This is a genomic window from Fulvivirga sedimenti, from assembly GCF_020328055.1.
Genome location: NZ_JAIXNE010000002.1, coordinates 14,020 through 40,024, shown reverse-complemented (window position 1 = coordinate 40,024; position 26,005 = coordinate 14,020). Strand labels below are relative to the sequence as shown.

Here is a 26,005-nt window from a genome sequence, read left to right as displayed (position 1 = left end):
GATGGCTGTAAATCACTATTCTAATTTTGACACGATCGATCAGGCCGTTGTCGGTTTCTGCAAGCTTTGCAGGGAAAGTGGTTTACATGTAGGCCTTAACCATGGTCATGAAGCATTGGAGGCTGCTCACAACGGGTTCATCGCAGATACTGATACGCTTTATTACAGTCTCAAGGCATTATTTTGCTCAAAGCAGGAAGATTACCCCATATTCGACAGGTGCTTTAAAATCTTCTGGCGAAAGGGCAAGCATGAATACGCCCACAAGGTCACAAATAAAAGTCAGTCCAATGTTGTAAAAAAAACCAACGCCTCCCTTGTCATGGCAGGATTCAATCCGAATGGCTCGGATAAGAAAAAAGAGGATGAGGAAGATGCCAAAAGTGTTAGTGGCGCCAGTAAAATAGACACCATTAAGCAGACTGATTTTCGTCTCATTTCATCTGTAGACGCACCCATTCTGGACGAAATCATATCACAGCTCATGCGCCAGCTGAACCATCGGCTTAAACGAAAGATGGAAGCGCGCAAAAAGGGAAAAATAGACATGCGCCGGACCATCCGTGAAAACATGTCGAACGGCGATGTTTTATTGCGCCTTGCAAGAAGAAACAGAAAGGAAGAAAAGTTCCGCATCATCCTTTTGATGGATGTAAGTGGAAGTATGGATAAATATTCGTTTTTTCTGCTCCGTTTCATCTGGTCTTTAAAATCCAGGCTAAAGCATATCGAGGCATTTGTTTTCAGCACACGCTTAGTGCGGATTACTGATTATCTGCATGAGCATGAATTGGAAGAAACGCTGTGGGAGATGAGTCAGCACGCGAATAACTGGTCTGGCGGCACAAAAATCGGGGCGTGCCTTGAAGCATTCAACGAACGATATAGTAAGCGTATATTGAATGGAAAAAGCGTTACAATTGTTTTAAGTGACGGGCTGGATGACGGGAATCCGGAACTATTGAAAGGTGAACTACGGAAAATTAAAATGCGTACAACAAAACTGGTCTGGCTGAATCCCCTTAAAGGGCACGAGGGATATGAACCCCTGGCAGGCGGAATGAATGCCGCGCTGTCGGAGCTGGATGTGTTTTCATCTGCCCACAATCTGGAAAGTCTACAGGAACTCGAAAATATACTGTCAAATGTTTAAGCAAACGTTATTAAAGGAAATTGAGCTGGCCCAAAAGCAGCAGAAAGCTGCAGCCATTGCTCAGGTTGTGCGAAGAGAGGCACCTACTTCAGGAAAGCCTGGAGATAAGGCGCTCATTACGGCAGACGGTCAGGTACATGGCTGGATTGGCGGCGGATGTACTAAAGGTATTGTAATCAAGGAAGCCGTAGAAGCCATTCGTGAACAAACTCCGAGACTGGTGCGAATTCAAAATGGCATGCAAACACCGGAACAAAGCGGTGTAAAAAATTATGGAATGACCTGCATGAGCGGCGGGGCTGTTGAAGTTTATATTGAACCCATTATGACCGTAACTGAAATCATCATTTTTGGAAGATCACATATTGCCAAGGCGCTGTCGGAGATAGGCAGTGCTGCTGGATTTAGCGTATCTGTTGTTTCTGATGTGGCAGAAAAGGAAATGTTTCCAATGGCACAGAACATTATGTCGCTTGAAGATTTTCTTTCAGCGAATATGCCAGCCATCCAGGCCTATGCGGTGGTTTGCACCCAGGGTGAGGATGACGCGCGGCATTTGGAAACTGCCATCCATGCTAATCCAAAATACCTGGCATTCGTTTCAAGCCGTAAAAAGGCCAATTCAATTTTTATGGGACTGAAGCGGTCCGGCATATCACATGATCAGCTCGTGAAAATTCAAACACCTGCAGGCCTGGACATTAATGCCAAAACCCCCGAGGAAGTGGCGATTTCCATTTTAGCTCAAATTATTCAGCATAAGTATGCCGGGGCAGGCGAAAGTACTTCCAATCTGGATGAAATGGAATTAACCGAAGACCTTTACATTAATCCTGTCTGTAAAATTCCGGTTCAGAAAAGTACGGCTAAATATGTGCTCGAATATGAAGGGGAGAAGGTTTATTTCTGCTGTGACGGCTGCAAAGAATCCTTTGAAAAAAATCCGGCTGCCTATATGGTATAAATAAGGCGTAACCGGATTTCTTTATTGTTGTCTGCCTGTTCTCCTGTGATCAACGTCATTGAACGAATTCAGGCGGTTTCCGAAAGGGGATTTACATTTCCCGAGTTATTGAATTAGTTATCACGGTTTATTCCTCATGAACCATTTCACCTTTCATGAGCTTCTGTACCATTTCCTTGAAGTTCTCTTTTTTATTTGCGTGAGGAATAGGTTCATCGATCATTGGCTTGTCAAGAAATTCACATAAGGGTCCATACCCTTCGGTTATTTCATAAATCAACAACTTATCTGCAGGAACATTTTTTTTCACATCTTCAATGTGCCGGTTAAATACCTCTTCGGCATACTGCTTATCATCAAAACGACCATTGAATTCTTTTTGAAAAAACATGCGCTTGAAAAATCCGATAGAATTTTTCACTCCTCTCAAACGGGCACTGAATGGTAATTTGCTTAGCATACCCAGTTTTTCGCCAATGGTTTGAGGTCCGGCGTTACGAACAGTGGCATTTACACTCTGATACCATTTTTCAAATGGACGAACGGTAAGAATTACCTTGGCATCCGGATATTTCGCCATAAATTCCTTGTAAAACGGGTAACCGGGAAAATCAACGGTTGAGTCATACCCATTAAATAATCCATCATAATCCGTTGTTCGTTTGCTTTCAAGGTCAAGCCAGTAATGCAGATTTTCCGGCGCTACCAGCAGTTCTTTCATGTGGTAGCACTTCTCATATCCGAGCTTTTCCAGGGCAATTTTCAGCGAAGAGGTTCCGGTGCGGGGAAAGCCGGCACCAATAATTTTGATTGACATAGTTAGGGTTTGGTTGGTTAGGGTTGATATAATAATATTTGGCATAAACGCCATATATACCCTGATAATAATATTTTTTATTCTAAAATCTATATTTTTTAGTATATTATTTTGAACCAGGACTATATCGAATCATTAATCAATTAATATCTTTTAATTATTCATGTACCGATTAATCCTCTGAACTAACCTAACTACCAACCAACTTCATGAAAAAATTTCTAACCAGTGTTACCTGTGCATTCCTGGCAATTCTCCTGATGCAATGTAACAATGCCACCACCGAACCGGTGAGTTCCGGTGAAGAGAGCGACACGACCAAATATGATCAAAACATGTTTGGTCATTTTATTCCACGCGGACTGATCACTAAAAAGGAAAACCTCACGGACGGCTATGCAATGTTCGCAGTAGCGAATTCTCCGTCCGTTTACCTGGTGAACAGGGACGGACAGGTTGTCCACGAGTGGAAGGGCAATTATTTTGTATTGAGTCCGTATTTATTGCCAGATGGCTCCATCATGACCAATGCCAGTGATCCCGATTTCCCGGTATTCGCCGGAGGCGGAGAGATGGGACGTATACAAAAGATCTCCTGGGATGGTGAAATGCTGTGGGATTTTGAATATGCTACTGAAGAATATCTTCATCATCATGATATAGCAGTCATGCCCAATGGGAATGTCTTAGCCATTGCATGGACCGCCAAAACCGCCGAAGAAGCAATAGCAGCCGGAAGGAAACCGGAGTTTACCCCTGAAGCAGGATTATGGCCGGATAAGATCATTGAGATCAAGCCTACCGACCGGACACACGGGGAAATTGTATGGGAATGGCATGTGTGGGATCATATGATCCAGGATTATGATCCTTCGAAGAAAAACTATGGTAATCCTGCCGAACACCCGGAACTTCTGGACATCAATGCAAGCGGCGAAGAACCCAATGTGATTACGGCGGATAGTCTGAAAGTACTTCGTAAAATGGAAAGGGTGCGAAGAAATACCACTGTTGAAAATGATGGCTCAGACGTATATCATTTCAATGCGATTAATTATAACGCGGAACTTGACCAGATCATTTTCAGTTCTCCAAATCTTTCGGAAGTATTTATCATTGACCACAGTACGACCACTGAGGAAGCCGCAGGACATACGGGCGGTAAAATGGGGAAAGGCGGCGATTTCCTTTATCGCTGGGGTAATCCGGAGAATTATCAGCGGGGTGACTCAACCGACAGACGCCTTTATCATCAGCATGATGTAAGGTGGGTTGAAAAAGGATATCCCGGTGATGGCAACATCACTGTGTACAATAATGATATTCCTTCAAACCGAAAAGACAGTCTTCACTATTCGGCTATTTATGAAATCACACCGCCTGTTGATAATCAGGGTAATTATGTGCTCGGAGAAAATGGAAGGTTCGGTCCGGCACAGCCTTCCTGGGTATATGTCGCTCCGGACACAGTTTCATTCTTCGGCGGATTTATCTCCGGAGCTCACAGAATGCCCAATGGCAACACATTCATCAATGAAGGTCCGCGTGCCCGATTCATGGAAGTCACAGCGCAGGGTGACCTGCTGTGGGAATATCTGAGCCCGTATCGTGGGAAAATAACAAAGAGCAACGGCGACCCTGTTAACCCCATGCCGATGACGCACAGTACATTCAGATCGACATTTATATCGGCCGATGATCCGGGCCTGCAAGGCAGGGAGCTCAAGCCGCTGGATCCGCAGCCGGAGACATTTGTTATGCCAAAGCCTCCGAAAGAAGAGAAGGAAAAAGAGGGCTGATCACTGTACCGCGGGCTTTCGGGAGGATGATATCTGCATCAAAAGGAAAAAGACAGATATGACCAGCAGAGCGATGGCAGCAAAATAAAAGGTATTTGAAATGGAATAACTCCTGGAAACAGGTAACAGCAGGATGGGGGAGAGAAATTGGCCAAGGAACCAGAACGTGGTTAATCTGCCGATCTCTCTCCCTCTTATTTCTACCGGTGCAATCCGCATCACCCAGATATTTGTATTGGGGATCATCATTCCCATTCCAAGACCCGCCAGCATCATGGCCAGTGTGACCATCAGATAGGACTCGGCCATTGCGACGATGACAAAAGCCGCAGCCATGAGCAGGTATCCTGCGGCAAATATGGAGTAGAAACTAAATTTATCTTTCATCCGTGAATACGAAAATGAGGAAACGGCAGAAAACAGCGTACTTAATGCAATGGCGGCACCCACCATTGAATTGCTATCTATGCCAATCTCAACCATCTGAAAAGGTACCTGGACCGGTATCATGAAGAACAGAATCCACATTACCATCACATTGACAAACAGCAGCCAGATGATACCCGGTGATTTCTTGCGAACTTCGCCCGGCACAGGTCTCGGAGCACGTTCAGGTTCATAAAGGTATTTCAGGGCCAGTGGCAGAACGACCAGCGAGAACAAATAGAGAAGAAAAGGATACCGCCAGTTAATATCTGCCAAAACTCCTCCAAGACCGATAAAAAGGATACCTCCCAATGACATGAACGCTACCTGAATACCCACAAATTTCTGCCGGGCAGGTCCTTCGAAATAATCAGCCACCAGTGTATTCACCACTGTCATGGATACACCTACAGCCACACCAAGCAAAGCACGGGTCGCCAGTAAAACATACAGATCATCCAGGAAGAATCCTGAAACCCCGGCCACGGCATACAATACCATGGAAACATAAAGAAGTTTCAGCCTTCCGTACCGATCGATTAATTGTCCGGCAATGGGTGAAATCGTAGCAATGAACAATGCCGGAAGGGTAAGTACCATCTTTACGAGGAATTCCGCATTCGGGATATCCTTAAAGGCTTCCGACATCTGTGGAAGGGCTGGCGAAATGGTAACCATCGACATAATGGTAAGGCTGCTAACGAGTAAAACTGTAAGCTTCAGGGCTTTGGGTTGTTCGGTCATGGGAAATATATCATCGGAGAATTCCCTAGTTAGTAAATATTTCTCAGAGCTCCTAAAGCAGTCTGAAGCAATCATCAGCCAAATATTCTGGCAGTCAATAGTCTATTGCTGACTAAAATCGCTGCCATCTTTGACTTGCATCAGCTATCCAACTTTGAATTCTGATTATCTTTTTATCCAAACACCAATCCTATGTCGGGCAACTTAAGTCATCTGCTTTCAAGAAAACCGCTGTCAAATGGATTATTGAATGCGCAGCACAGGGCATCTGCCGATTCAGGAGAAGTTAGCCCGGAACAGGCCGGAACGATAGCCGCTGATTTCAATGTCGGACCGGCAAATGTTCTTGGCTCATCTTCATTTTATGATTTCCTCAAGCCTGCGAACAAGGGCAAAAAAGTATATGTATGCAGCGGAAGCGCCTGTATGCTTGCCGGAACACAACCAGCGCTGCGACAGAACATCGAACAACTTGTCGGAGCAGCTGAGATCGGTGAAATGTGTTGCCTGGGCAGATGCCATGAAAACAGCGCCATGCATTACAACGGCATAAACTATTCAGGTTGTACCACCGAAGATGTTCGGGGAATATTAAAAGATGAGTTAACCGACGGATATGATACGTATCATGTCGAATCTGATCTCGGGGATTCCGTACTCATGCCCTGGATGAGTAATATGGAAGACTTTAAACCATTGATAAATAGCATATTAAATGATCATGAAGAAAATTTACTTCATGAAATAAAGTTGAGTGAATTACGTGGAAGAGGGGGCGGCGGATTTCCCATGTCGGTAAAGATTAACGCGTTGTTGCAGTCTGATTCCAAGGTGAAGTATATCGTTTGCAATGCTGATGAAGGGGATCCCGGATCCTACTCCGACCGGTATCTCATGGAACACCGTCCGCACCAGGTGCTCTTTGGTATGTTCTTGACGGGATATATTACAGGTGCACAAAGCGGAATAATTTATGTTCGTGCTGAATATCCAGAAAGCCTCCGAATCATGCAGGATGCTGCAGCACAATGGAATCAGTTGAAACCTGACCATACCAACTTCACTTTCACATTTGAGATCGTTAAAGGTGCAGGCTCCTATGTAGTCGGTGAAGAAACAGCGTTGTTATCATCTATCGAGGGTCAGCGTCCGGAAGTACGCGTACGTCCGCCATATCCGGTAGAAAAAGGACTATTTGGAAAACCCACACTTGTAAATAATGTAGAGACCTTCGCGAATCTGCCCTACATTGCAGAACATGGCGGTGAGGCTTTCAGCCGGCTGGGAACGGCTAAATCGAAAGGCACCAAACTGGTTTCGCTGGACAGTCACTTCAACCGGCCCGGTGTCTATGAAGTATTGATGGGTACAAGTTTGTCGCATGTTGTCTATACCCTCGGACAGGGATTTCGGTCGCCTGTTAAGGCCTTACATATCGGCGGACCGTTGGGAGGAGTGGTGCCCGTGAACATGATTGATTCGCTTACACTGGATTTTGAGTCTTTCCGGGAGGCGGGTTTCGAACTGGGTCACGCGAGTATTCTGGCAATTCCTGAATCTTTTCCGATGATCGACTATATGATTCATCTGTTTGAGTTTGTTGCCCATGAATCCTGCGGAAAATGCTTTCCCTGCCGTTTGGGATCAAAACGAGGTTTTGAACTCCTTAAAGCTTCCCTCATTGGATCCCGCATCAATTCAACTGAATTCCGCGATTTACTGGAAGCACTTCAGTATGGCTCATTATGTGGATTGGGTAGCGGTTTGACCACTCCCATCAGGAATATCCTGCGGCATTTCCATTCCGAAATTGAAGCATATTTCAAAAATGATTAAATCGGAAAAAAATATCGCCTTCATAGATGACAAGCAGTTCCCATTCGAGAATGGAGAAATGCTCATCACTTTCCTTGAAAGACACCTGGGGGAAAATTCCATCCCAACACTGTGTTATGATCCAAATCTGAATCCGATTGGTGCCTGCCGGCTCTGCACTGTAGAGATCAGCAGGGGACCCGATGAGGAGAGAAAAGTGGTTGCCTCCTGTCATACGCCCGTTCAAGACGGATTACATGTTTATCCCCATACCGATCGAATGCATCGTATGCGAAAAAACATCCTGGGACTTGTGGCCGGCGATTATCCGATGGATACAGTAACTGACGACCAGGAAACGGAGTTTTCAAGGCTGGTGAAGTCAATGAATGTCAGTGAATCAGGTTATAAAGGTGCTACCCGGGAGGCATTCAAAGCAGACCGGAGTCATCCCTACATGGTTTCCGACCTCAATAAATGTATCAATTGTCACCGGTGTGTGGCAGCCTGCGACGAGATCCAGGGAGAATTTGTATTGAGCATGTTCGGCAGGGGTTATGACAGCCATATCATCAAAGGGACCTGCGAATCATTCAATGATTCTGATTGTGTGTCCTGCGGTGCTTGTGTTCAGACGTGTCCGACCGGTGCCATTACGGATATATTCCAATCCAATATTCGCACGCCTGATGAGAAAATCACCAGAACAGTTTGCACCTATTGTGGTGTAGGTTGCAACCTGGAAGTGATCACCCAGGGCGGAAAGATTACAAAAGTACGGGCGCCTGCCGATGCAGAAGTGAACAAAGGCCACTTGTGCCTCAAAGGACGGTATGCCTTCGGATTTCACAATCATCCGGATCGTCTCCGTTCCCCGATGGTTCGTGAAAACGGTGAATTCAAAGAGGTGAGCTGGGATGAGGCCTATGATTTCATCGCGCAGCGACTGGAAAAGATCAAGTCGGAATACGGGCCTGATCATATTGCCGGAATCTCATCCTCACGCTGCACAAATGAAGAGAACTACCTGATGCAGAAGTTTATACGTGCTGTTATTGGAACTAATAATATAGATGGATGTGCACGTATTTGTCATGCACCTACAGCCGCGGGTATGCAACGCACCTTTGGGACGGGAGCAGCGACAAACTCGATTAAGGACCTTGATGATACAGATTGCATATTGGTGATTGGTGCGAACCCAACAGAAGCACACCCGGTAACCGGCGCCAGGATCAAGCAGGCAGCGATGAAGGGTAAAACGCTGATCGTTATTGATCCGAGGAAAACAACCCTGGCAAAATACGCCGATATTCATCTCCAGCTAAGGCCCGGAACCAATGTGGCATTGCTTAATATGATGCTCTATTACATCATTTCGGAAGGGTATATTGATCATGATTTCGTTGATTCACGGACGGAAGGATTCGAAGAATTCAGGGAAGAAATATTGAATCTGGATATCGACGAGGCGGAAGAGATCACGGGTGTAGACCGGGAAATGGCAAAACTGGCAGCTATCACATATGCAAAAGCTAAAAATGCCATGTCGTTCCACGGACTGGGTGTTACAGAGCATCACCAGGGTACATATGGTGTCACACTGGTGGCGGACCTGGCCATGATTACCGGAAATATCGGCCGTTCTGGGGTAGGGGTTAATCCTTTACGCGGTCAGAATAATGTACAAGGCTCCGCTGATATGGGTGTTCAGCCTAATCAGGGTGCCGGCTATTTGGATGTCACAGTGCCTGAAAACCGCAAAAAGTATGAGCAGCACTATGGCGTATCGCTGCCACATGAAGTAGGATACACAATTCCTGAAATGATCGAGGCGGCTCAGGAAGGCGAGCTCAAGGCCCTTTGGATCATGGGAGAAGATGTGGTGCAGACCGAACCGAATACTGAAAAAGTACGAAAGGCGCTGCAGAACCTGGATCTTCTGGTAATGCAGGAAATATTCATGTCGGAAACTGCGAAGCTGGCAACCGTCATATTGCCGGGATCATCTTTTTTTGAAAAAAGCGGGACATTCACCAACGGCGAGCGAAGGATTCAACGGGTAAATGCGGTTATCGAACCCCTGCATGATAGTAAGCCTGACGGACAAATTGTTGCCGAAATGATGAACCAAATGGGCTATAAACAGCCGGCATACAGGGCTTCGGAAGTCCTTAAAGAGATATCGGGGATCGTACCGTTCTTCAAGGGTGTAAAATGGGAAGAGCTTGGAGAAAATGGCAAACAATGGCCGGTAATGGAGAATGGGGAGGATACTGAAATTTTACATACAGAGACGTTTGGAAGAGGCAAGGGATTGTTTGTGCATACCGATTATACTGAAAGTCCGGAAATCGAACAATTCGGTGTGGCATACCCGCTAATACTGACCACGAACCGCGAACTGGAGCATTACAATTGCGGCACGATGACACGGCGCACGCCGAACCGCGAGATCGTTACTGAAGATGTCTTGTTGATGAATCCCGGGGATGCTACCCGAAAGGGCATCCATGATGGTGATACGGTACAGCTTAAATCAGCCCGCGGTACCATTAAAATTCGCGTTCGGATTTCAGATGAAGTGAAACCCGGTGTGGTGAGTTCAACATTTCATTTTCCCGAGATCATGCTGAATACTGTCACAGGGGATGTGTATGATGAAGTTGCGAACTGTCCGGAATATAAGGTAGTTGCTGTGGATGTGATCGCGGTGTAGCCGATGGTTGAAGTCAATAACCCGCTGATATAAATTTTCACCGGAGGCAAAGATTTTTTCATACCTTAACATCAAGGGTAACCTTTAACCATGACAACTATGAAAACCTCCTTAACGATTCGATTGTCCTTCATGATGTTTCTTGAATTCTTCATCTGGGGCGCCTGGTTCGTTACGATGGGTACATATCTGAGTCAGACCATCGCTGCTTCGGATGTACAGAATGCACAGGCGTATGGTACGCAGTCGTTGGGTGCCATTCTGGCTCCATTCATTATCGGCCTGATAGCGGACCGGTATTTTGCTGCACAGCGTATTCTGGGCGCGCTTCACCTGCTGGGGGCCGCATTGTTATTCTGGATTACTTTCCAGGAAGACTTCAGCAGTTTCTATCCACTGATCCTGATCTATATGATCCTGTATATGCCAACACTGGCACTGGTGAATTCTGTAGCCTTTCGTCAGCTGGCAGACCCAGAAAAGGAATTCGCGCGAATCAGGGTTTGGGGTACGATCGGATGGATCCTGGCGGGATTTGTGATCGGATGGTTCACCTGGGAAAGCCAGGGGCTGCTGGTCAATACCTTCCGTCTTGCCGCGGTGGCTTCGGCCATACTCGGCATTTTCAGCTTTTTTCTTCCGGAAACACCCCCCGGCAGCAAGGGCAAGGATGTGAGCATTGCTGATATCATAGGAACAGATGCATTGAAACTACTGAAAGACCGTAATTACCTCATTTTCTTCATCGCCTCCATTTTGATCTGTATTCCACTCGCATTCTACTACCAGGAAGCCAATAAATTCATGAATGAGATCGGTGTGGAGCAGGCTGCGGGTAAAATGGCGTTCGGACAGGTTTCAGAGATCGTATTCATGCTGCTAATTCCGTTCTTCTTCCGAAAATTCGGCGTGAAGGTCATGCTGCTGATCGGCATGGGCGCCTGGACCCTGCGGTATATTCTTTTCGGTTATGGAAACGCTGAAGACCTGATGGCATTCATTTACCTCGGTATTATCCTGCACGGGATCTGCTACGATTTCTTTTTTGTTACCGGGCAGATCTATACCGAGCAGCGTGCGGGTGAGAACATCAAGTCCTCTGCTCAGGGGCTGATTACACTTGCCACATACGGCGTGGGTATGTATATTGGATTCATCGTGGCAGGCCAGATCACCGAGAAGTTCAATCTTGAAGTGGGCCACGACTGGCAACAGATCTGGATGTATCCGGCGGGAATCGCTGCTGCCGTTTTATTATTGTTTGCTGTATCATTTAGAGAAAAAAGAGTCAAATCATGAATATTGCTATGCTAGGGACCGGTTTCATCGGTCGGTTTTACACAGATGCACTACTGGGCAACAGGAGCCGCGATAAGGTGGTGAGCGTCTATTCAAGAACTTCAGAAAAAGGAAAGAAATTCGCAGATGACTATGGAGTGGATTTCTATACAACCAGTATGGAAGAAGCCGTCAACCGGGCGGATGTGGAAGTGGTTTGTATTTCGCTTCCGAATCACCTGCATGAAGAAGCCGTGATGCTTTGCGTGAAGCACAAGAAAGCTGTTATCTGTACGAAGCCGCTGGGAAGGAATTCCGAAGAAGCCTACCGCATGATGCAGGCCGTAGAAAAGGCCGGAATCTTTAATGGCTACCTGGAGGACCTCGTTTATACCCCAAAGTTTATCAAATCCTGGGAAGCGGTTAGAAATGGCGCCATTGGAAGGGTGCTCTGGGCAAAATCCAGGGAGACCCATCCCGGTCCGCACAGCGACTGGTTCTGGGACAAAGAGATGGCAGGCGGCGGCGCCATACTTGATCTTGGATGCCATTGCATAGAAATTGCGCGTACCTTCATTGGAAAGGATATACTGCCGGTAGAGGTAATGTGCTGGGCTGATACCCAGGTGAAGCCGATTGATGCGGAGGATCATGCGATCGGACTGGTGAAATATGAGAACGGGGCAATCGGACAGTTTGAGGTGAGCTGGACCTTCCGCGGCGGGTTGGATCTGCGGGATGAAGTGATGGGTGAGGAAGGAACTATCTGGAGTAATGGCTTTATGCGCACCGGGCTTGAGATCTTCACATCGGGCAAGAGTGGTGCCTATGTGGCTGAAAAAGCAGAAAGCGACAGCGGATGGTTATTCCCGGTAGGGGATGAACTGAATGAACTTGGATACTATCACATGTTCAAGGATATGTTTGATGCGATGGAAAATGAAGATCAGCCAAGGGAAACATTTTATGATGGCTACATTGTGAATGCCGTGATGGATGCTGCCTATAAATCGGTAAAATCCAAAAAATGGGAACCGGTGGAGCTGAAGGAATGGCGGGGACTAACAGGTCTCAGCAAGGACAGTCACCTTACGGATTATGATGATGACTATTATTTGATCAAGGAAGAGAAGACTCACTATGGAGACCGAAAGGTCATTATCAAACATAAGGAAACCGGGAAGATTGAGGAACGTGTCGTCTGAAGTGAGAAAAATTTTTCAGGATGCGAACAAAGTAGGATTCGGTCGTGTTCCCACTTATAACAGATAACTTACCGGATGCTCGTAGATATTGTCCTGGCCATTGTCGCGTTTTACCTGATGATCCCCCTGGTCGCCGGGTACTTTGCGTATTCCTATGGCCGTTCGTTCTGGCTTTGGTTTGCGATCAGTACATTTCTGCCGGTCATCACACATTTCATCCTGATCGCCCTGGTCTATTATGATGAGGAAACTACTGCCAAAACTGAATTAAACCGTCGTGAGCGTGCCGAATCGGAGCGTATCGTGCGTGAGCTGATAGAAGGGATGCCAGAAATCGGACCGGTAAAGCCGCCGGCTGGCACGGGTTCATTCAACCTCCGAAAGCGAAGCCTGTAAAAGGGAGAAGATCACATCCAATTGAACAATAAAAGATGCCGAACCCACCCCACTTAATGGGGGTAAAATAGGGGCTGTTACGGACAAATCGTAATGAAATAAAAAGTTCTTTTGAATTCACGTGGAAAGCATTAACATGGGTTAAAATGCAGGTTGATGAAAAGACGTGAAATATTAAAATCTGGCGCTGCGGGCATTATTGCCTCGAGCTCTATTGGTGCTGATGTATGGCGCAAATCAGCGGAGAAAATGAAAATTCTGGTCACAGGAGCTCATCCTGATGACCCGGAGACCGGATGTGGCGGAACCATTGCCCGGTACTCCCAGGCAGGCCATGATGTGACCGTTCTATATCTCACCAGGGGAGAGGCAGGTATTCCGGGAACCGGTCATGAAGAAGCGGCTGCCATCCGGACCCACGAAGCAGAAGCAGCGTGTAAAATACTCGGTGCGAAGCCACTGTTTGCCGGTCAGGTTGACGGAGATACCATGGTGACCAATGAATGGAATAAGAAGATCGGCAGCATCATTGCATCTGAAAAACCGGATATCATTTTTACCCAATGGCCGGTTGATACACACCGGGATCACCGGGCTTGTGCGCTAATGGTATATGATGCATGGTTGTACGGAGGAAGGAAACAGGCATTTTATTATTATGAGGTGATGACGGGTTCACAAACCATGAATTTCAATCCAACGGATTATGTAGATATCTCCGGGACCATTAAGCGGAAATGGGATGCCTGCTTTGTTCATGAAAGTCAGAAAATAAGGGAAACCTACGATCAGGATCACGGGAAAATGGAAATCTTCCGGGGAATGGAAGGCGGTTATCAATATGCTGAAGCCTTTGTCAGACTTCAGCAAAGCAAGCAAGGCATTTTGCCTGCCTGAGTCTTGTCGGAATTTTACAATCCATTATTTATTGCAGCTATATTACAATTTTTGTCAGGCTAATAAGGGTCCCTGCATTTTCCTGAAACCATACGGTGCGGTGACAGTAATTATTCTCAGGAGCTACCATTCTCAATGTTCATTTAGCTTTTAATTAGGGCTTATTTTCCGTAAATTATATGAGTCTGAACATTACCCTTAGTTATAAGTTAATCTGATACATGGATAATATTTATAAATAAAGATTATCGCAATTTTGAACTCAAACAATCTAAATCAATAAAGTAAAATGGAACATAACCACACATCAGCAAGTGACACTAGCTTCAATGTGAACGATTCAAGCAAATGCCCGTTCATGGGCGGACCGCTGAAGTACACAGCAGGGACTGGTACTTCGAACCGTGACTGGTGGCCAAATCAGTTAAATCTGCATATCCTCCGTCAGCACTCAAACCTGTCGGACCCGATGGGAGAGGATTTTGATTACGAAGCGGAATTTAAAACGCTCGATCTGGCAGCCGTAAAGAAAGATCTTTACGAAGTGATGACCAATTCTCAGGATTGGTGGCCTGCAGATTACGGGCATTACGGACCGTTCTTTATCCGGATGGCATGGCACAGTGCAGGAACCTATCGTATTGCCGACGGTCGTGGTGGCGGAGGTGCAGGAACACAGCGTTTTGCGCCCCTCAACAGCTGGCCTGACAATGCAAACCTGGATAAGGCGCGACTGTTGCTTTGGCCAATCAAGCAAAAATATGGAAGGAAACTATCATGGGCAGACCTGATGATCCTCGCCGGTAACTGTGCGTTGGAATCAATGGGATTTGAGACGTTTGGTTTCGGTGGCGGAAGAGCCGATGTATGGGAGCCTGAAGAGGATATCTATTGGGGAGCAGAAGGTGAATGGCTTGGAGACAAGCGTTACACAGGAGATCGTGAGCTGGAGAATCCGCTTGGAGCAGTGCAGATGGGTCTGATCTATGTGAACCCTGAAGGACCTAACGGTAAGCCTGATCCGATGGCTGCTGCAAAAGACATCCGTGAAACATTCGGCCGTATGGCGATGAATGACGAAGAGACTGTGGCGTTGATCGCGGGCGGACATACATTTGGAAAAACACACGGCGCTGCTGATCCTTCTAAGTATGTGGAAGCAGAGCCAGAAGGAGCAGGTATTGAAATGCAGGGACTGGGCTGGAAGAATAACTTCGGAACAGGAAACGCGGGTGACACCATCACCAGTGGATTGGAAGGTGCCTGGACTACCACACCTACCAAGTGGAGCAACAACTATTTCGAGAACCTGTTCGGTTTCGAATGGGAACTGACCAAAAGCCCGGCTGGTGCTTTCCAGTGGAAGCCAAAAGACGGTGCTGGTGAAGGAACAGTGCCTGATGCGCATGATCCAAATAAGAGCCATGCGCCATTCATGCTTACTACAGACCTTGCGCTTCGCGTAGATCCTGAATACGAAAAGATCTCACGTCGTTTCTATGAGAACCCTGATGAGTTCGCTGATGCATTTGCACGTGCGTGGTTCAAGCTGACACACCGTGACATGGGACCGAAGTCGCGCTACCTCGGACCGGAAGTACCTGCGGAGGATTTGATCTGGCAGGATCCGATTCCTGAAGTAACGCACGAATTGATCAATGATCAGGATATTGCCGGATTGAAAGACAAGATCCTCGCATCGGGATTAAGCGTTTCAGAACTTGTTTCTACCGCATGGGCTTCAGCATCTACATTCCGTGGATCAGATAAGCGTGGCGGTGCCAATGGTGCACGTATCCGATTCGCACCTCAGAAAAACTGGGAAGTGAATAATCCTGCTCAACTGTCTAAAGTACTTGATGTGCTGGAAGGCATTCAGGGAGCATTCAATGACGCGCAGTCAGGAAATAAAATGGTTTCCCTGGCAGACCTGATCGTTCTTGCCGGTTGTGCGGGAATTGAAAAAGCGGCTAAGAATGCCGGACATAACATTTCCGTTCCGTTCACTCCGGGACGTGCGGATGCGCTGGAAGAGCAGACAGATGCAGAAGCATTTGCAGTTCTTGAACCAACCGCTGATGGATTCAGAAACTACAAAGCCAATGACGCCAGAATCTCGGCTTCTACAGAAGAGATGTTGGTCGACAAGTCGCAGTTGATGACGTTGACTCCACCGGAAATGACAGTATTGGTAGGTGGTATGCGAGTACTGAACACCAACTATGATAAGTCGAAGCACGGTGTATTTACCGATCATCCGGAAGCACTGACCAATGATTTCTTTGTGAATTTACTGGATATGGGCACCAAATGGGAAGCCACATCCGATTCACAGGAAGTTTTTGAAGGACGTGATCGCAAGACAGGAAATGTGAAATGGACCGGAACACGCGTGGATCTGATTTTTGGATCGAATTCTGAACTGCGTGCACTGGCAGAGGTTTATGGCTGTGGAGATTCCCAGGAGAAATTCCTGAAGGATTTCGTTGCAGCATGGACGAAAGTAATGAACCTCGATCGTTTCGATCTGAAATAATTCAATTCAGGTTTTGAATAGTTAGTAGGGGCGGTCTGATTTCAGGCCGCCTTTCTTTTTTGGTATCAGAAAACATAAAATAGATTTTGGGCTGTCCGCCCGAATCAGGTTCTTCCCCACAATAAGGGGTTTGGGGTGGATTGTATTTTTTTGAAGATCCGATAATCATATTCTCACCTATAAACTGATGTAAAATTGTGGCTCAAAAGGAAGGATATCCTGAATAGATTATTTGTCAAAGTTTACCTTTTTTCTAATTATTGTATTACTAATAAATAATACAATATGAAGATTCGAAATATCCTGATTATTATCCTTGTGCTTTCCAATACACTGATGTTCGTTTACGCCGTAATGCAGGGAATCAAAGCAAAAGAACAGCGAATTCTTGCGGAGCAAAATGCCGTGATGGCGGAACAAAATGCCCAAAGAGCCTCGGAAAATGCTATACAGGCGGAATTAAGCCAGATCGAATTAAAAAAGAAGGACAGTATTATAGCTGTCATTTATCCTGTCGCATTGAAGGCAGATCCCACATTGCAGGTATTCCAGTAGTTATCGGCGCTGTTCCAATACCATGTTGTTGCGGTTGTCCGTGCACACCTTTATTTTCCCCATTATAGGGGCTAAATGTCATTAAGCTAAGAGAGGTTGATGCTCTATTTTAAAATTCTGCAACGCTTAATGACAGAGTGAGAATGAGAATGAGTGCGGGAACTACTTCCATCGTCATCCCTGCGGTACTCCCGCATGTCCCTAAGACATTGTGGGAGTCGGGCGGGGATCTGTTCTGTGCAGTTTCCTTCCCCTCGAGGAGAAACACCCCTTTAGCCACCTTCCAATGTCATTAAGCTAAGAGAGATTGATGCTCTATTTTAAAATTCCGCAACGCTTAATGACAGAGTGAGAATGAATGGCGGGAGCAACATTGATTTCCATCAAATTATCTAAAATACAATCAGTTACCTTTGCTTTGAAGAATCAGAACTTCATCGTCCATTACCGTTCCTACGAAGATGAATTCGCCATACTTACAGGCAACGGATGACGCGGACAGCTTCTCGCCTGAATCCAGGTAAAGCCTTTCAAGCTTATAGTCATCCTTATCGGAATAGGTGATTTTTAAGACTTCGGAAGGAGCATATTCCGATTTTCCTGTAGCGTAGGAAGTAAACTTCAGCAGGTTTGGATGTCCGGCCGTATAAAGGACACCGGATTCATCCAGCTCAATATTATCTGCACCCGTACCGCACTTTATGTTACCCATAAAATCGATTGATCCAGCTGACGTTTCATGATAAACCTTAATCGTAAAACTTCTGGGTGAAGCGACATACAGGAGAGCTCTGTCCTGATCATAATTGATCCCATTGGCATAGGCAATGTTTTCTGCCGCTTCTGTAAAGGAATCGCCATCATAATACAGGACATTGGAGAAGGCAATTCCGCCATAGTCTTCCAGGAGCCGCATGAAGCCCTTTGTATAGCCATGATCGTTGGTGATGTAGAATTTATCGGGGGCTGTGAGTACGAGATCATTCGGACTTACCAGGGCAGGATCTGTTATGGTCTCCTCATGCGACAGTACTGATCCGTCGAAGGTGAAGACTTCTACCGAATGGTATTCCGAAGTATGATTAATGGCGACGATCTGGTAGGTTTCGCCAGTCTGTATCATGGATATTCCGTGCGGGTTAAATTCACCTTGAAAAGAAGAGGAGAGGAGCACAGGCTTCCATTCAGACTGCTTCAGGTCGACCAGGTATAACCCGTTCACAAAGCCATCGGTGGGATCATAGAATTTGCGGTCAGTCGCGGAGATGATCAGGAAGCTGTCGGACCTGCTGATGGCCATATCCTCGGATCCCGGAAGGAACATCGTTTCCTGGACCGCAAGATCGGAGTAATTCTCGATGGTTCTGAAAAATCCGGTGGTAAGAAAGATATACAGAACCGGCACCAGCAGGAGCAGGAGACCGATTATGACTATTTTGAATATACGCATAGAATTATAATACAGTGTCTCCGGGTTTGAATGCTCATGAACGTTTATTCAACTCCATTTCAATATCATGAATCAGTTTTTCAATGGATATTATCGCCCCCTTGTAATATTGAATTCCTCGTTTTCTCTGTCTCAGGAGCATACTTAATATATTCAAAAATTCATCATTTTTTTTCAGTGCTTCAAAGTCGTTGGGCCTGGAAAGAAACAGAGATTCCTCATGCAGGCGTCTCATATGTTTTGAAAAAAACGGCAGGACCACAGTTTGTGACAATGTCCATTCCGTATCATCATAGTCATAGGTCAGCACTTTGGAACTTACCTCATACATATTGACTATATCGTTTTTGAGTGTCTCATTTTTAATAATATCAAGACCCTTGGATTGAAGTGAATTATACGCAGTAGCGGTAATGTACGGACTATTCCAAAACGTAAATCTTCCAAATGCAGTGTCGAGTTCATCAGCGTAGGGCAAGTCATTTTTTACAAAGTATTCAATTTTTTCATAATGCCGTACATCACGCGCATTATTGATTGTGTCAGTTTTGAGGTTAATGAGCGTGGTTTCCAGGTTCGATTTAATATCGAACAATAATTTCAGCTCTTCATTCTGCAATTTGCGGTTCTCATTCCAGTTGTTGATCTGGAGAGCAATTAAAATACCAACTACCACAAGAAAAATTTCTCCTGCAGCATATACTATATATTTTCCGGTGGGGGTAGTCGGTTTTCTTATTAGACCTGCATTTAAAATCTGCTGTCGTACTCGTCGAAATAGTTTGGGCATTCAGTTTAATCTTATATTAATGAAGAAATATGTGAATTTATAATTTAAACGATCCCCCGATTTTCAGCGTAGGGTATTTTAGTATTCAGGCACTTCAACCTTGAATAACTCAAGCGGTTTATTCTTACCACGGAGAGGAATACTTCCAATTTGCTCAAATCGCACCGAATCCAGATGTTTCACCTTTTCATAAATATAGTTGGAAATCAGCAGGTGAGCATCAAACTGCTTGCAACTTTCCTGGATCCGCGAGGTTGTATTCAGCACATCTCCTGAATAGGCAATTTCCCGCTTAATAATTCCCATTTCTCCCGCAATGACTATCCCGCCATGAATTCCTGCTTTAAATTCCGGCTGTACCTGGTAACGTTTTTTGAAATTTTCATCCCCGGATATGGAATCGGATATATCAAAAAAACACAGTATAGCTCTCTGAAAGCTTTTAGGGTGATTCATATTCCAGCTAACCACTATTTCGTCACCCACATACTGGTAAATTTCTCCATTGTGTTTGAGTATGGATGGGGTTATGGCAGTGAAGGCGTCCTTGAGGAACTGGAAATACTGTTCATTACCCAGTTTTTCAGCAATCGTGGTTGATGATTTCAGATCAAGGAACATGAAGATCCGTTCTTCCGGCCTGGGATGGAAGTATTTGCCCATGAGAAATTTACTCAGTACCCCGGGCCCGTATTTGTCATTGACCTGAAGAAAAAATAATGTGCCAAGACCGATCACAAGCCAATTCACATACTGGATCAGGATGGGCCAGGCATGACGGGTAACGGTCAGATCCGGGGCGGGAGGAAAGATGCTGAATTGAATGGAGATCGCATTAATGATCAGGTAAACACATAAATAGATCAATGAAAAGGTAATAAAAATACTCACTAGTGCACGGCCATAGCTGATAGACCGGAGCCATCGGTTCCAGACAAAGACGAGAATACTTCCACCGATAAGTCCGGCAACCATTCCGACAACAATATTTATCAACAGGTAGGGGACGGCCATCTCGCTGCTGAAATTCAAATCCAGGAAAATAATAACCGAATACTGAATCAGGAATTCAAATGCAGAAATGATCATCCAGAAAAGGGTGATCAGGAGTACCTGTTGGAGCTGAAATTTCAGCCTGTTATTTGGAGACTTCACAGCGTTAATGTATAGCAATTGGCATGCAGACAATTTAATAAAATTACGTGTGAGTGGCTATAGAGTGATTGGGAAACAACCATGAATTGTAGCACACTCAATACCCGGCTAATGCTAAAAAATCTTTGCTTAGGGGTTACTGATAAATGTGCAACGGTATATATGCCTGTAAAAAATCAATTATTTATTTAGTTATGAAACGATTACGTTTAATTTTTATGTGTTTGTCACTTTTGGCTTTTGTTTCGTCTTGTAACGATGACGAACCGACTGCAAATGTTTCAATAAATGAAGTTCAAAGTGATCTCGGAGGTGATGTAACAGGTGATGGCGGAAGTATTATAAGAAGCTATTCCTGGAATAATCCACAGGCGCGTGCTGAGTATAATATGGATATAACAGCTGCAAAGGGTGGTTCTTTCAGACTCGTTATGGAAGATGCTGATGGGAATGTGGTTTCAGACTATACTCTTACAAGGGGTGTAGGGGATGATTCAAAATATGGAGTTTCAACCGAAGGAACACCAGGTGACTGGACAATAACCATCACATTAACTGATTTTGTCGGTGACGGGAGTTTCTCAATAAACCCTGGTGCATAAGAAAAGTTTCCTATTAAACATTTAATAAAGCCAATCCGTCGGATTGGCTTTATTGTTTAAAAGCAAATATTTGATTTCTTCAATCCTAACTAAACCTAAGAATGATTGCAGGTGTGGAGAATTTCCCTGGAATTGACATAAACTGCAGATTGCCCCGGGAGGCCTGACCGTCTGTAGTGTTCAGGAAGGCTCCGAAATAATTTGATCTTTATTCAGGCTGGATAATACGGACTTTTGTTGCAGGAATTTTTATCTTGAAATTCCGTACTATCATGTTTTACTTATGAACATTATTCATCGGGCTTTTTCCACCCCGGAAAGAACAGCAATTATTGCAAATGGGAAGTCCTATACCTACAAGGAGTTGCTGAGTTCTTCCCACGCCGCAGCCCGTCAACTGTTAGACGAAAAAACAGATCTCCATGAGGCAAGAGTGGCTTTTATGATCAAGCCAGGCTTTGATTACGTGAAGATTCAATGGGGTATATGGCGTGCCGGTGGCATTGCCGTTCCATTGTATCATGGCAGTCCGCCTGATGCCATACAATATATCCTGGAGGACACAAAGGCTGAATACCTCGTGGTAGAAAAGGAATACCTGGCAGAATTTGAAAAGTATACCGGTTCCAGCAGTATCCGGTTAATTGCCAATGATGAATTTCCGGCTGACGATGGGATCCTGCCGGAAATTGATTCGAACCGACGGGCGATGATCCTTTATACGAGTGGCACAACCGGATCGCCAAAGGGAGTGGTAAGCACGCATGCAACTATCGAGGCCCAGATCACAAGCCTTGCAGACGCATGGGAATGGAGTAGGGAAGACCATATCCTGAATATCCTGCCCATGCATCATGTTCATGGTATCATCAATGTGCTGAGCTGTGCATTATGGGCCGGGGCCACTTGCGAATTCCTTCCAAAATTTGATGCGAAATCCGTTTTTGACGTGCTCAACAGGGGGGATGTGACACTTTTTATGGCCGTCCCAACCATCTATCATAAACTCATCGCCTATTGGGAAACATTGCCGGCCGGAGAGAGGTCCGACCTGTACCAGCATCTCAGCAAACTGAGACTGATGGTTTCCGGTTCTGCCGCGCTGCCTGTTTCGGTGATGGAAAAATGGAAAGAGATAAGCGGACATACACTGCTGGAACGATACGGTATGACCGAGATTGGAATGGCCATCAGTAATCCGTATCATGGCGAAAGAAGACCGGGGCATATCGGTCAACCATTGCCGGGTGTATCGGTTAAACTGGTGGATGGCGACTTTGAAGAAGTGCCGGAGGGTGACCCCGGAGAAATCCTGGTGAAAGGGGCGAATGTGTTTGTGGAATATTGGGAGCGGCCGAAGGAAACAGCAGATGCATTTACTATGGATGGTTGGTTTAAGACAGGTGATATAGCAATCTATGATACAGGTAGTTATAAAATAATTGGCCGAAGCTCCGTGGATATAATTAAGTCAGGTGGTTATAAAATTTCAGCATTGGAAATAGAAGAGATTTTACGCCTTCGAGAGGAAATTAAGGACTGTGGTGTGGTGGGTGTTGCTGATGACGAGTGGGGTGAGCTGGTATGTGCAGCCGTAGTCCTGGCAGGTGAGGGAAGCGAACTTCCCGCGGATGAAATTGATCAGTGGATCCGGACCAAATTACCTCCGTATAAAATCCCCCGGAAGTACATCTTCCTGGAAGATCTCCCCAGAAATGCTATGGGTAAAGTGACCAAAAAGGAACTGAAAGAACTATTTACGAATCGTATGAACGAATGAGAATCTATGGTGTGGCCATATTAGCAGCGTGTTACCTCATCGGACAGCTTGTCGGACTATATTTAGGCTATTGGCTGGGAATCGGCGGCAACGTGGGAGGTGTGGGTTTTGGAATGTTGCTGTTGATATTCATGAATGGCAGGATGAAGGACTCCATGCCGAAAGTGAAAGACACAAAAGACGGAATTTACTTTTGGAGCGCCATGTACATTCCGGTGGTGATTGCCATGGCAGCGACCCTGAATGTCAGGGCAGCGGTGTCAGGAGGGTGGGTCGCGGTACTTGCGGGAATTATTGCAACCTCGGCATGCTATTTCTTTGTCCCGTTTATTTCCAGGATGGCCAGCGCTAAAACCAACCAATGATGGAGATCCTGGAACAATTTCTTGCTAAAAATGGACTCGTCCTGGCTTTCTTATTTATGGGCGTAGCCCTGTTTTTAGCCAACTGGTTTTCAAAGAAAGTGGTATTCAACAAAATCCCGGGGGTGGCTATTGCCATTTTCGCCGCGTTGGTCCTGGCATATTTTGGTGGGAATAAGGGGGTTGCCAGCTATCCGGCATTTACGGGCCTTGCAATACTGGGAGGGTCTATGTTCAGGGACTTTACCATCGTCTCAACTGCCATGGGCGTACACTTTTCAGAGCTCCGTGCAACCGGTCTCGCAGGTGTATTATCATTGTTGATAGGGGTGACCATCACCTTTTTTATTGGCGGATCGATTGGCTATGCCATGGGTTATACCGATGCCGTGAGCTTTACAACCATCGGCGCCGGTGCATGCACGTATATTGTCGGGCCGATCACCGGGGCTGCCATTGGCGCTTCTTCAGAACTGATCGCGATCAGCATTGCCGCAGGAGTGATGAAAACGGTTTTTGTGACCATTATTACCCCCATAGTAGCCAAGCGCATGAGTTTGGATAATCCCACGACAGCTATGATTTTCGGAGGAATGATCGGAACCACGAGTGGTGTGGCAGCCGGACTTGCTGCGACAGATCCGAAGCTCGTCCCATATGGAGCCATGACTTCGACATTCTATACAGGAGTGGGGGTTTTGCTTTGTCCGAGCGTATTTTACCTGCTGGTACTGGCCGTACTGGGGTAATTCCGGAGAATTAACAGGAAATGGCCATAATAAATTGCTGGAGGCATTAATCTGAATTCAATTCAGACCCGATATTAACCCATTTAACCTGCCATTTTCCATCCTGGTCCGTTGTAAAAAAGAGAAGCTGATTATCCGGGGTGACGTAGGGATTTCCCTGGCCCGAAGCATTGATTCGATCATTTAATCTTTTCGTTCTTGTCCAGTTCCCTTGTCCGTCGTTGAAACTCACATATAATTCAAGCTGTTCCCCGATGGTTGCAAAAACCAGGAATTTCTCATCGGGTGATACGTAGGGGGTACATTTATCGGCATTCAGCGATATTGACAGTTTTTCGGCGTTCCGGAACTTGCCGTCAACCTGTTTCGAATGATATAAGTCCATATCACTGTAATCCAGATTACTGGAATGAAAATACAGGGTTCCGGAATTCGTAATTACAGGATGGGATACCAATTTATCCCTCATATTTGGAATATCCACAAAAACAGGGTCAGTCCATGAACCGTCCACCTTATCTGACTTCCAAATGTGCCATGTCGGTTGAACATCCACAATATACACAGGTCGGGTTGAACTGAAATAGAGGGTGTTGCCATCCGGGGAAAAGCTGATGCCATGTTCATCAAATTCGCTGTTGAAAAATGCGGTTATTGGCTCGGTCCATTGTTCATTTTCTTTCCGAATTACGTACACGTCAAAATTTTCAAAGCTTGGGTCGGAAATCGTGTAGTAGTATTCCTTCATGTCCGGACTCAATATGCCTTTATGAATGATTTGACCATCGGGTACTAAATCCGGCATAAATGCCACAGGTACAGTGCCCGGCAATTCCAGGTTTAAAAGATTCATAGAGTGATGTCCTTTTTCAGGATTACAGCTAAACAGGAATAGCAATAAAAGAAAGGTGAAACTGCATCTATTCATTTATACGAATACTGGCAACGGATTAGAAGAGGTAATGGAGTGACAAGTTTACTTGATTATTACAGTTTCAACAAACTCCGAATATAATTGGGTTAAGGATATGAGCAGACCTAATGTTTTGTCATTTTGGATAGAGAAAAGCATCAATCTTATCAAACCAGGGTGAGATTACAATTGCAATCATCAGGGCAAATGATATCATCGTCACTAGTATACCTGCTATAGTTGCCCGATGAATCTTTCGAATTGTAAAAATGTCGTACGCCAGCGGAATAATAATCCACGTTAGAATCATAGCGAGAACCACTACAGGTGTTGACCAATCAAAAATAGATCCAACCCTGGACCAGGCAGGAGAGACGAGGTTTACCAGAGCTACCAGCATCAGTCGTTTATGTGCCTGGGTTTTTCCTTTATTTACGAGCACGATACTCGCAAAATACAAGCCGGCAAAGACCAGAACGTCCCTGGACTCACCGATTAATCTCCCGGGGTCTCCCCACAGGTATGTTATGTAAATTCCAACAATGGTGGCAACTATGACCAGGACATGAGCAATCTTCACATTTTGCTTATGCCGGTTTAATTTGTTCTTCAGAATTAGCCTTGACTGCCAGGTAAATAGAATTAGCCAACCCAGTGTCGATATTATATGTATAATTACATAGGGCTTATAGTATCGCTCCAGTCTTACAGGCTGTACCAATGCGACGATTCCAAAAGCCAGGATAACAAATAAAATGGATGCCACTCCAGTATAATACAAGAATTTTGAATTGTGTCCTTTCATCATTGAATTCTGATATCAATTGATAATATCCGATACTTTCTGACCAGAGGTGAAGAATTTAATTTACTTGAAAAATCTACTTCGAGCAAACTTCA

At 45.4% G+C, this 26,005-nt stretch carries 22 protein-coding genes; 15 read left to right on the top strand and 7 right to left on the bottom strand.

Going from position 1 to position 26,005, the window contains the following annotated elements:
• Window position 1: 1 nt before the first annotated feature.
• Entirely contained in the window at window positions 2-1,153 is a 1,152-nt protein-coding gene (locus LDX50_RS06470; RefSeq protein WP_225697617.1) for a vWA domain-containing protein, read from the top strand.
• Window positions 1,146-2,117 carry an XdhC family protein gene (locus tag LDX50_RS06465; protein ID WP_225697616.1) on the top strand — a complete coding sequence of 324 codons (972 nt, stop codon included), beginning with the start codon at window positions 1,146-1,148 and terminating at the stop codon, window positions 2,115-2,117. Before LDX50_RS06470 ends, LDX50_RS06465 begins: the two co-directional genes overlap by 8 nt.
• Before the next feature lie 127 nt (window positions 2,118-2,244).
• On the opposite strand, the gene LDX50_RS06460 is transcribed toward LDX50_RS06465, so the two are convergent.
• A complete protein-coding gene (locus tag LDX50_RS06460; RefSeq protein WP_225697615.1) occupies window positions 2,245-2,934 on the bottom strand; it encodes a sulfotransferase family protein in 690 nt (229 codons plus the stop codon).
• Between the two features lie 209 nt (window positions 2,935-3,143).
• Here LDX50_RS06460 and LDX50_RS06455 point away from each other — a divergent pair, with 209 nt between their 5' ends.
• On the top strand, window positions 3,144-4,733 hold the full coding sequence (locus LDX50_RS06455) for an aryl-sulfate sulfotransferase (RefSeq protein WP_225697614.1): 1,590 nt from the start codon (window positions 3,144-3,146) through the stop codon (window positions 4,731-4,733).
• On the opposite strand, the gene LDX50_RS06450 is transcribed toward LDX50_RS06455, so the two are convergent.
• On the bottom strand, window positions 4,734-5,903 hold the full coding sequence (locus tag LDX50_RS06450; protein WP_225697613.1) for an MFS transporter: 1,170 nt from the start codon (window positions 5,901-5,903) through the stop codon (window positions 4,734-4,736).
• A gap of 192 nt (window positions 5,904-6,095) precedes the next feature.
• On the opposite strand from LDX50_RS06450, the gene LDX50_RS06445 reads away from it, so the two are divergent.
• From LDX50_RS06445 to LDX50_RS06410, 8 genes are all read left to right on the top strand, one after another.
• Window positions 6,096-7,739: an NADH-ubiquinone oxidoreductase-F iron-sulfur binding region domain-containing protein gene (locus tag LDX50_RS06445; RefSeq protein ID WP_225697612.1), complete on the top strand. Its 1,644-nt coding sequence runs from the start codon at window positions 6,096-6,098 to the stop codon at window positions 7,737-7,739.
• Entirely contained in the window at window positions 7,732-10,437 is a 2,706-nt protein-coding gene (gene fdhF, locus LDX50_RS06440) for a formate dehydrogenase subunit alpha (protein ID WP_225697611.1), read from the top strand. Before LDX50_RS06445 ends, fdhF begins: the two co-directional genes overlap by 8 nt.
• Before the next feature lie 99 nt (window positions 10,438-10,536).
• Entirely contained in the window at window positions 10,537-11,736 is a 1,200-nt protein-coding gene (locus LDX50_RS06435) for a nucleoside permease (RefSeq protein ID WP_225697610.1), read from the top strand.
• Window positions 11,730-12,920 (top strand): Gfo/Idh/MocA family protein, encoded by a 1,191-nt coding sequence (locus tag LDX50_RS06430; RefSeq protein WP_225698743.1) that lies wholly within the window; start codon window positions 11,730-11,732, stop codon window positions 12,918-12,920. Before LDX50_RS06435 ends, LDX50_RS06430 begins: the two co-directional genes overlap by 7 nt.
• A 75-nt stretch (window positions 12,921-12,995) precedes the next feature.
• Window positions 12,996-13,316, top strand: a complete 321-nt coding sequence (locus LDX50_RS06425; protein WP_225697609.1) for a hypothetical protein — start codon at window positions 12,996-12,998, stop codon at window positions 13,314-13,316.
• A gap of 156 nt (window positions 13,317-13,472) precedes the next feature.
• Window positions 13,473-14,213, top strand: coding sequence for a PIG-L deacetylase family protein (locus LDX50_RS06420; RefSeq protein ID WP_225697608.1), 741 nt, complete (start codon window positions 13,473-13,475; stop codon window positions 14,211-14,213).
• A gap of 289 nt (window positions 14,214-14,502) precedes the next feature.
• Complete coding sequence (gene katG, locus LDX50_RS06415) at window positions 14,503-16,749, top strand: catalase/peroxidase HPI (protein ID WP_255647346.1); 2,247 nt, start codon at window positions 14,503-14,505, stop codon at window positions 16,747-16,749.
• A 285-nt stretch (window positions 16,750-17,034) separates the two neighbouring features.
• Complete coding sequence (locus tag LDX50_RS06410) at window positions 17,035-17,304, top strand: hypothetical protein (RefSeq protein ID WP_225697607.1); 270 nt, start codon at window positions 17,035-17,037, stop codon at window positions 17,302-17,304.
• Window positions 17,305-17,707: 403 nt separating this feature from the next.
• Here the strand turns inward: LDX50_RS06410 and LDX50_RS06405 are convergent, their stop codons facing one another.
• The 3 genes from LDX50_RS06405 to LDX50_RS30985 form a co-directional block, all read right to left on the bottom strand.
• Window positions 17,708-18,754 (bottom strand): hypothetical protein, encoded by a 1,047-nt coding sequence (locus tag LDX50_RS06405; RefSeq protein ID WP_225697606.1) that lies wholly within the window; start codon window positions 18,752-18,754, stop codon window positions 17,708-17,710.
• Between the two features lie 34 nt (window positions 18,755-18,788).
• Entirely contained in the window at window positions 18,789-19,544 is a 756-nt protein-coding gene (locus tag LDX50_RS06400) for a DUF6090 family protein (RefSeq protein ID WP_225697605.1), read from the bottom strand.
• Window positions 19,545-19,622: 78 nt separating this feature from the next.
• Window positions 19,623-20,699, bottom strand: coding sequence for an adenylate/guanylate cyclase domain-containing protein (locus LDX50_RS30985; RefSeq protein WP_225697604.1), 1,077 nt, complete (start codon window positions 20,697-20,699; stop codon window positions 19,623-19,625).
• A 194-nt stretch (window positions 20,700-20,893) separates the two neighbouring features.
• On the opposite strand from LDX50_RS30985, the gene LDX50_RS06390 reads away from it, so the two are divergent.
• From LDX50_RS06390 to madM, 4 genes are all read left to right on the top strand, one after another.
• Window positions 20,894-21,301, top strand: a complete 408-nt coding sequence (locus LDX50_RS06390) for a hypothetical protein (RefSeq protein ID WP_225697603.1) — start codon at window positions 20,894-20,896, stop codon at window positions 21,299-21,301.
• 283 nt (window positions 21,302-21,584) lie between these two features.
• The gene (locus LDX50_RS06385; RefSeq protein WP_225697602.1) at window positions 21,585-23,081 is read left to right on the top strand and encodes an acyl-CoA synthetase; all 1,497 of its coding nucleotides are present in this window, start codon (window positions 21,585-21,587) and stop codon (window positions 23,079-23,081) included.
• Entirely contained in the window at window positions 23,078-23,446 is a 369-nt protein-coding gene (madL, locus tag LDX50_RS06380) for a malonate transporter subunit MadL (RefSeq protein WP_225697601.1), read from the top strand. The genes LDX50_RS06385 and madL overlap by 4 nt, the downstream gene beginning before the upstream one ends.
• Entirely contained in the window at window positions 23,443-24,192 is a 750-nt protein-coding gene (gene madM / locus LDX50_RS06375; RefSeq protein WP_338029998.1) for a malonate transporter subunit MadM, read from the top strand. Before madL ends, madM begins: the two co-directional genes overlap by 4 nt.
• 46 nt (window positions 24,193-24,238) lie before the next feature.
• Here madM and LDX50_RS06370 read toward each other — a convergent pair whose 3' ends face one another.
• Both LDX50_RS06370 and LDX50_RS06365 read right to left on the bottom strand, forming a co-directional pair.
• Complete coding sequence (locus tag LDX50_RS06370) at window positions 24,239-25,045, bottom strand: TolB family protein (RefSeq protein ID WP_225697600.1); 807 nt, start codon at window positions 25,043-25,045, stop codon at window positions 24,239-24,241.
• A 196-nt stretch (window positions 25,046-25,241) separates the two neighbouring features.
• Window positions 25,242-25,871, bottom strand: a complete 630-nt coding sequence (locus LDX50_RS06365; RefSeq protein WP_225697599.1) for a hypothetical protein — start codon at window positions 25,869-25,871, stop codon at window positions 25,242-25,244.
• Between the last annotated feature and the right edge of the window lie 134 nt (window positions 25,872-26,005).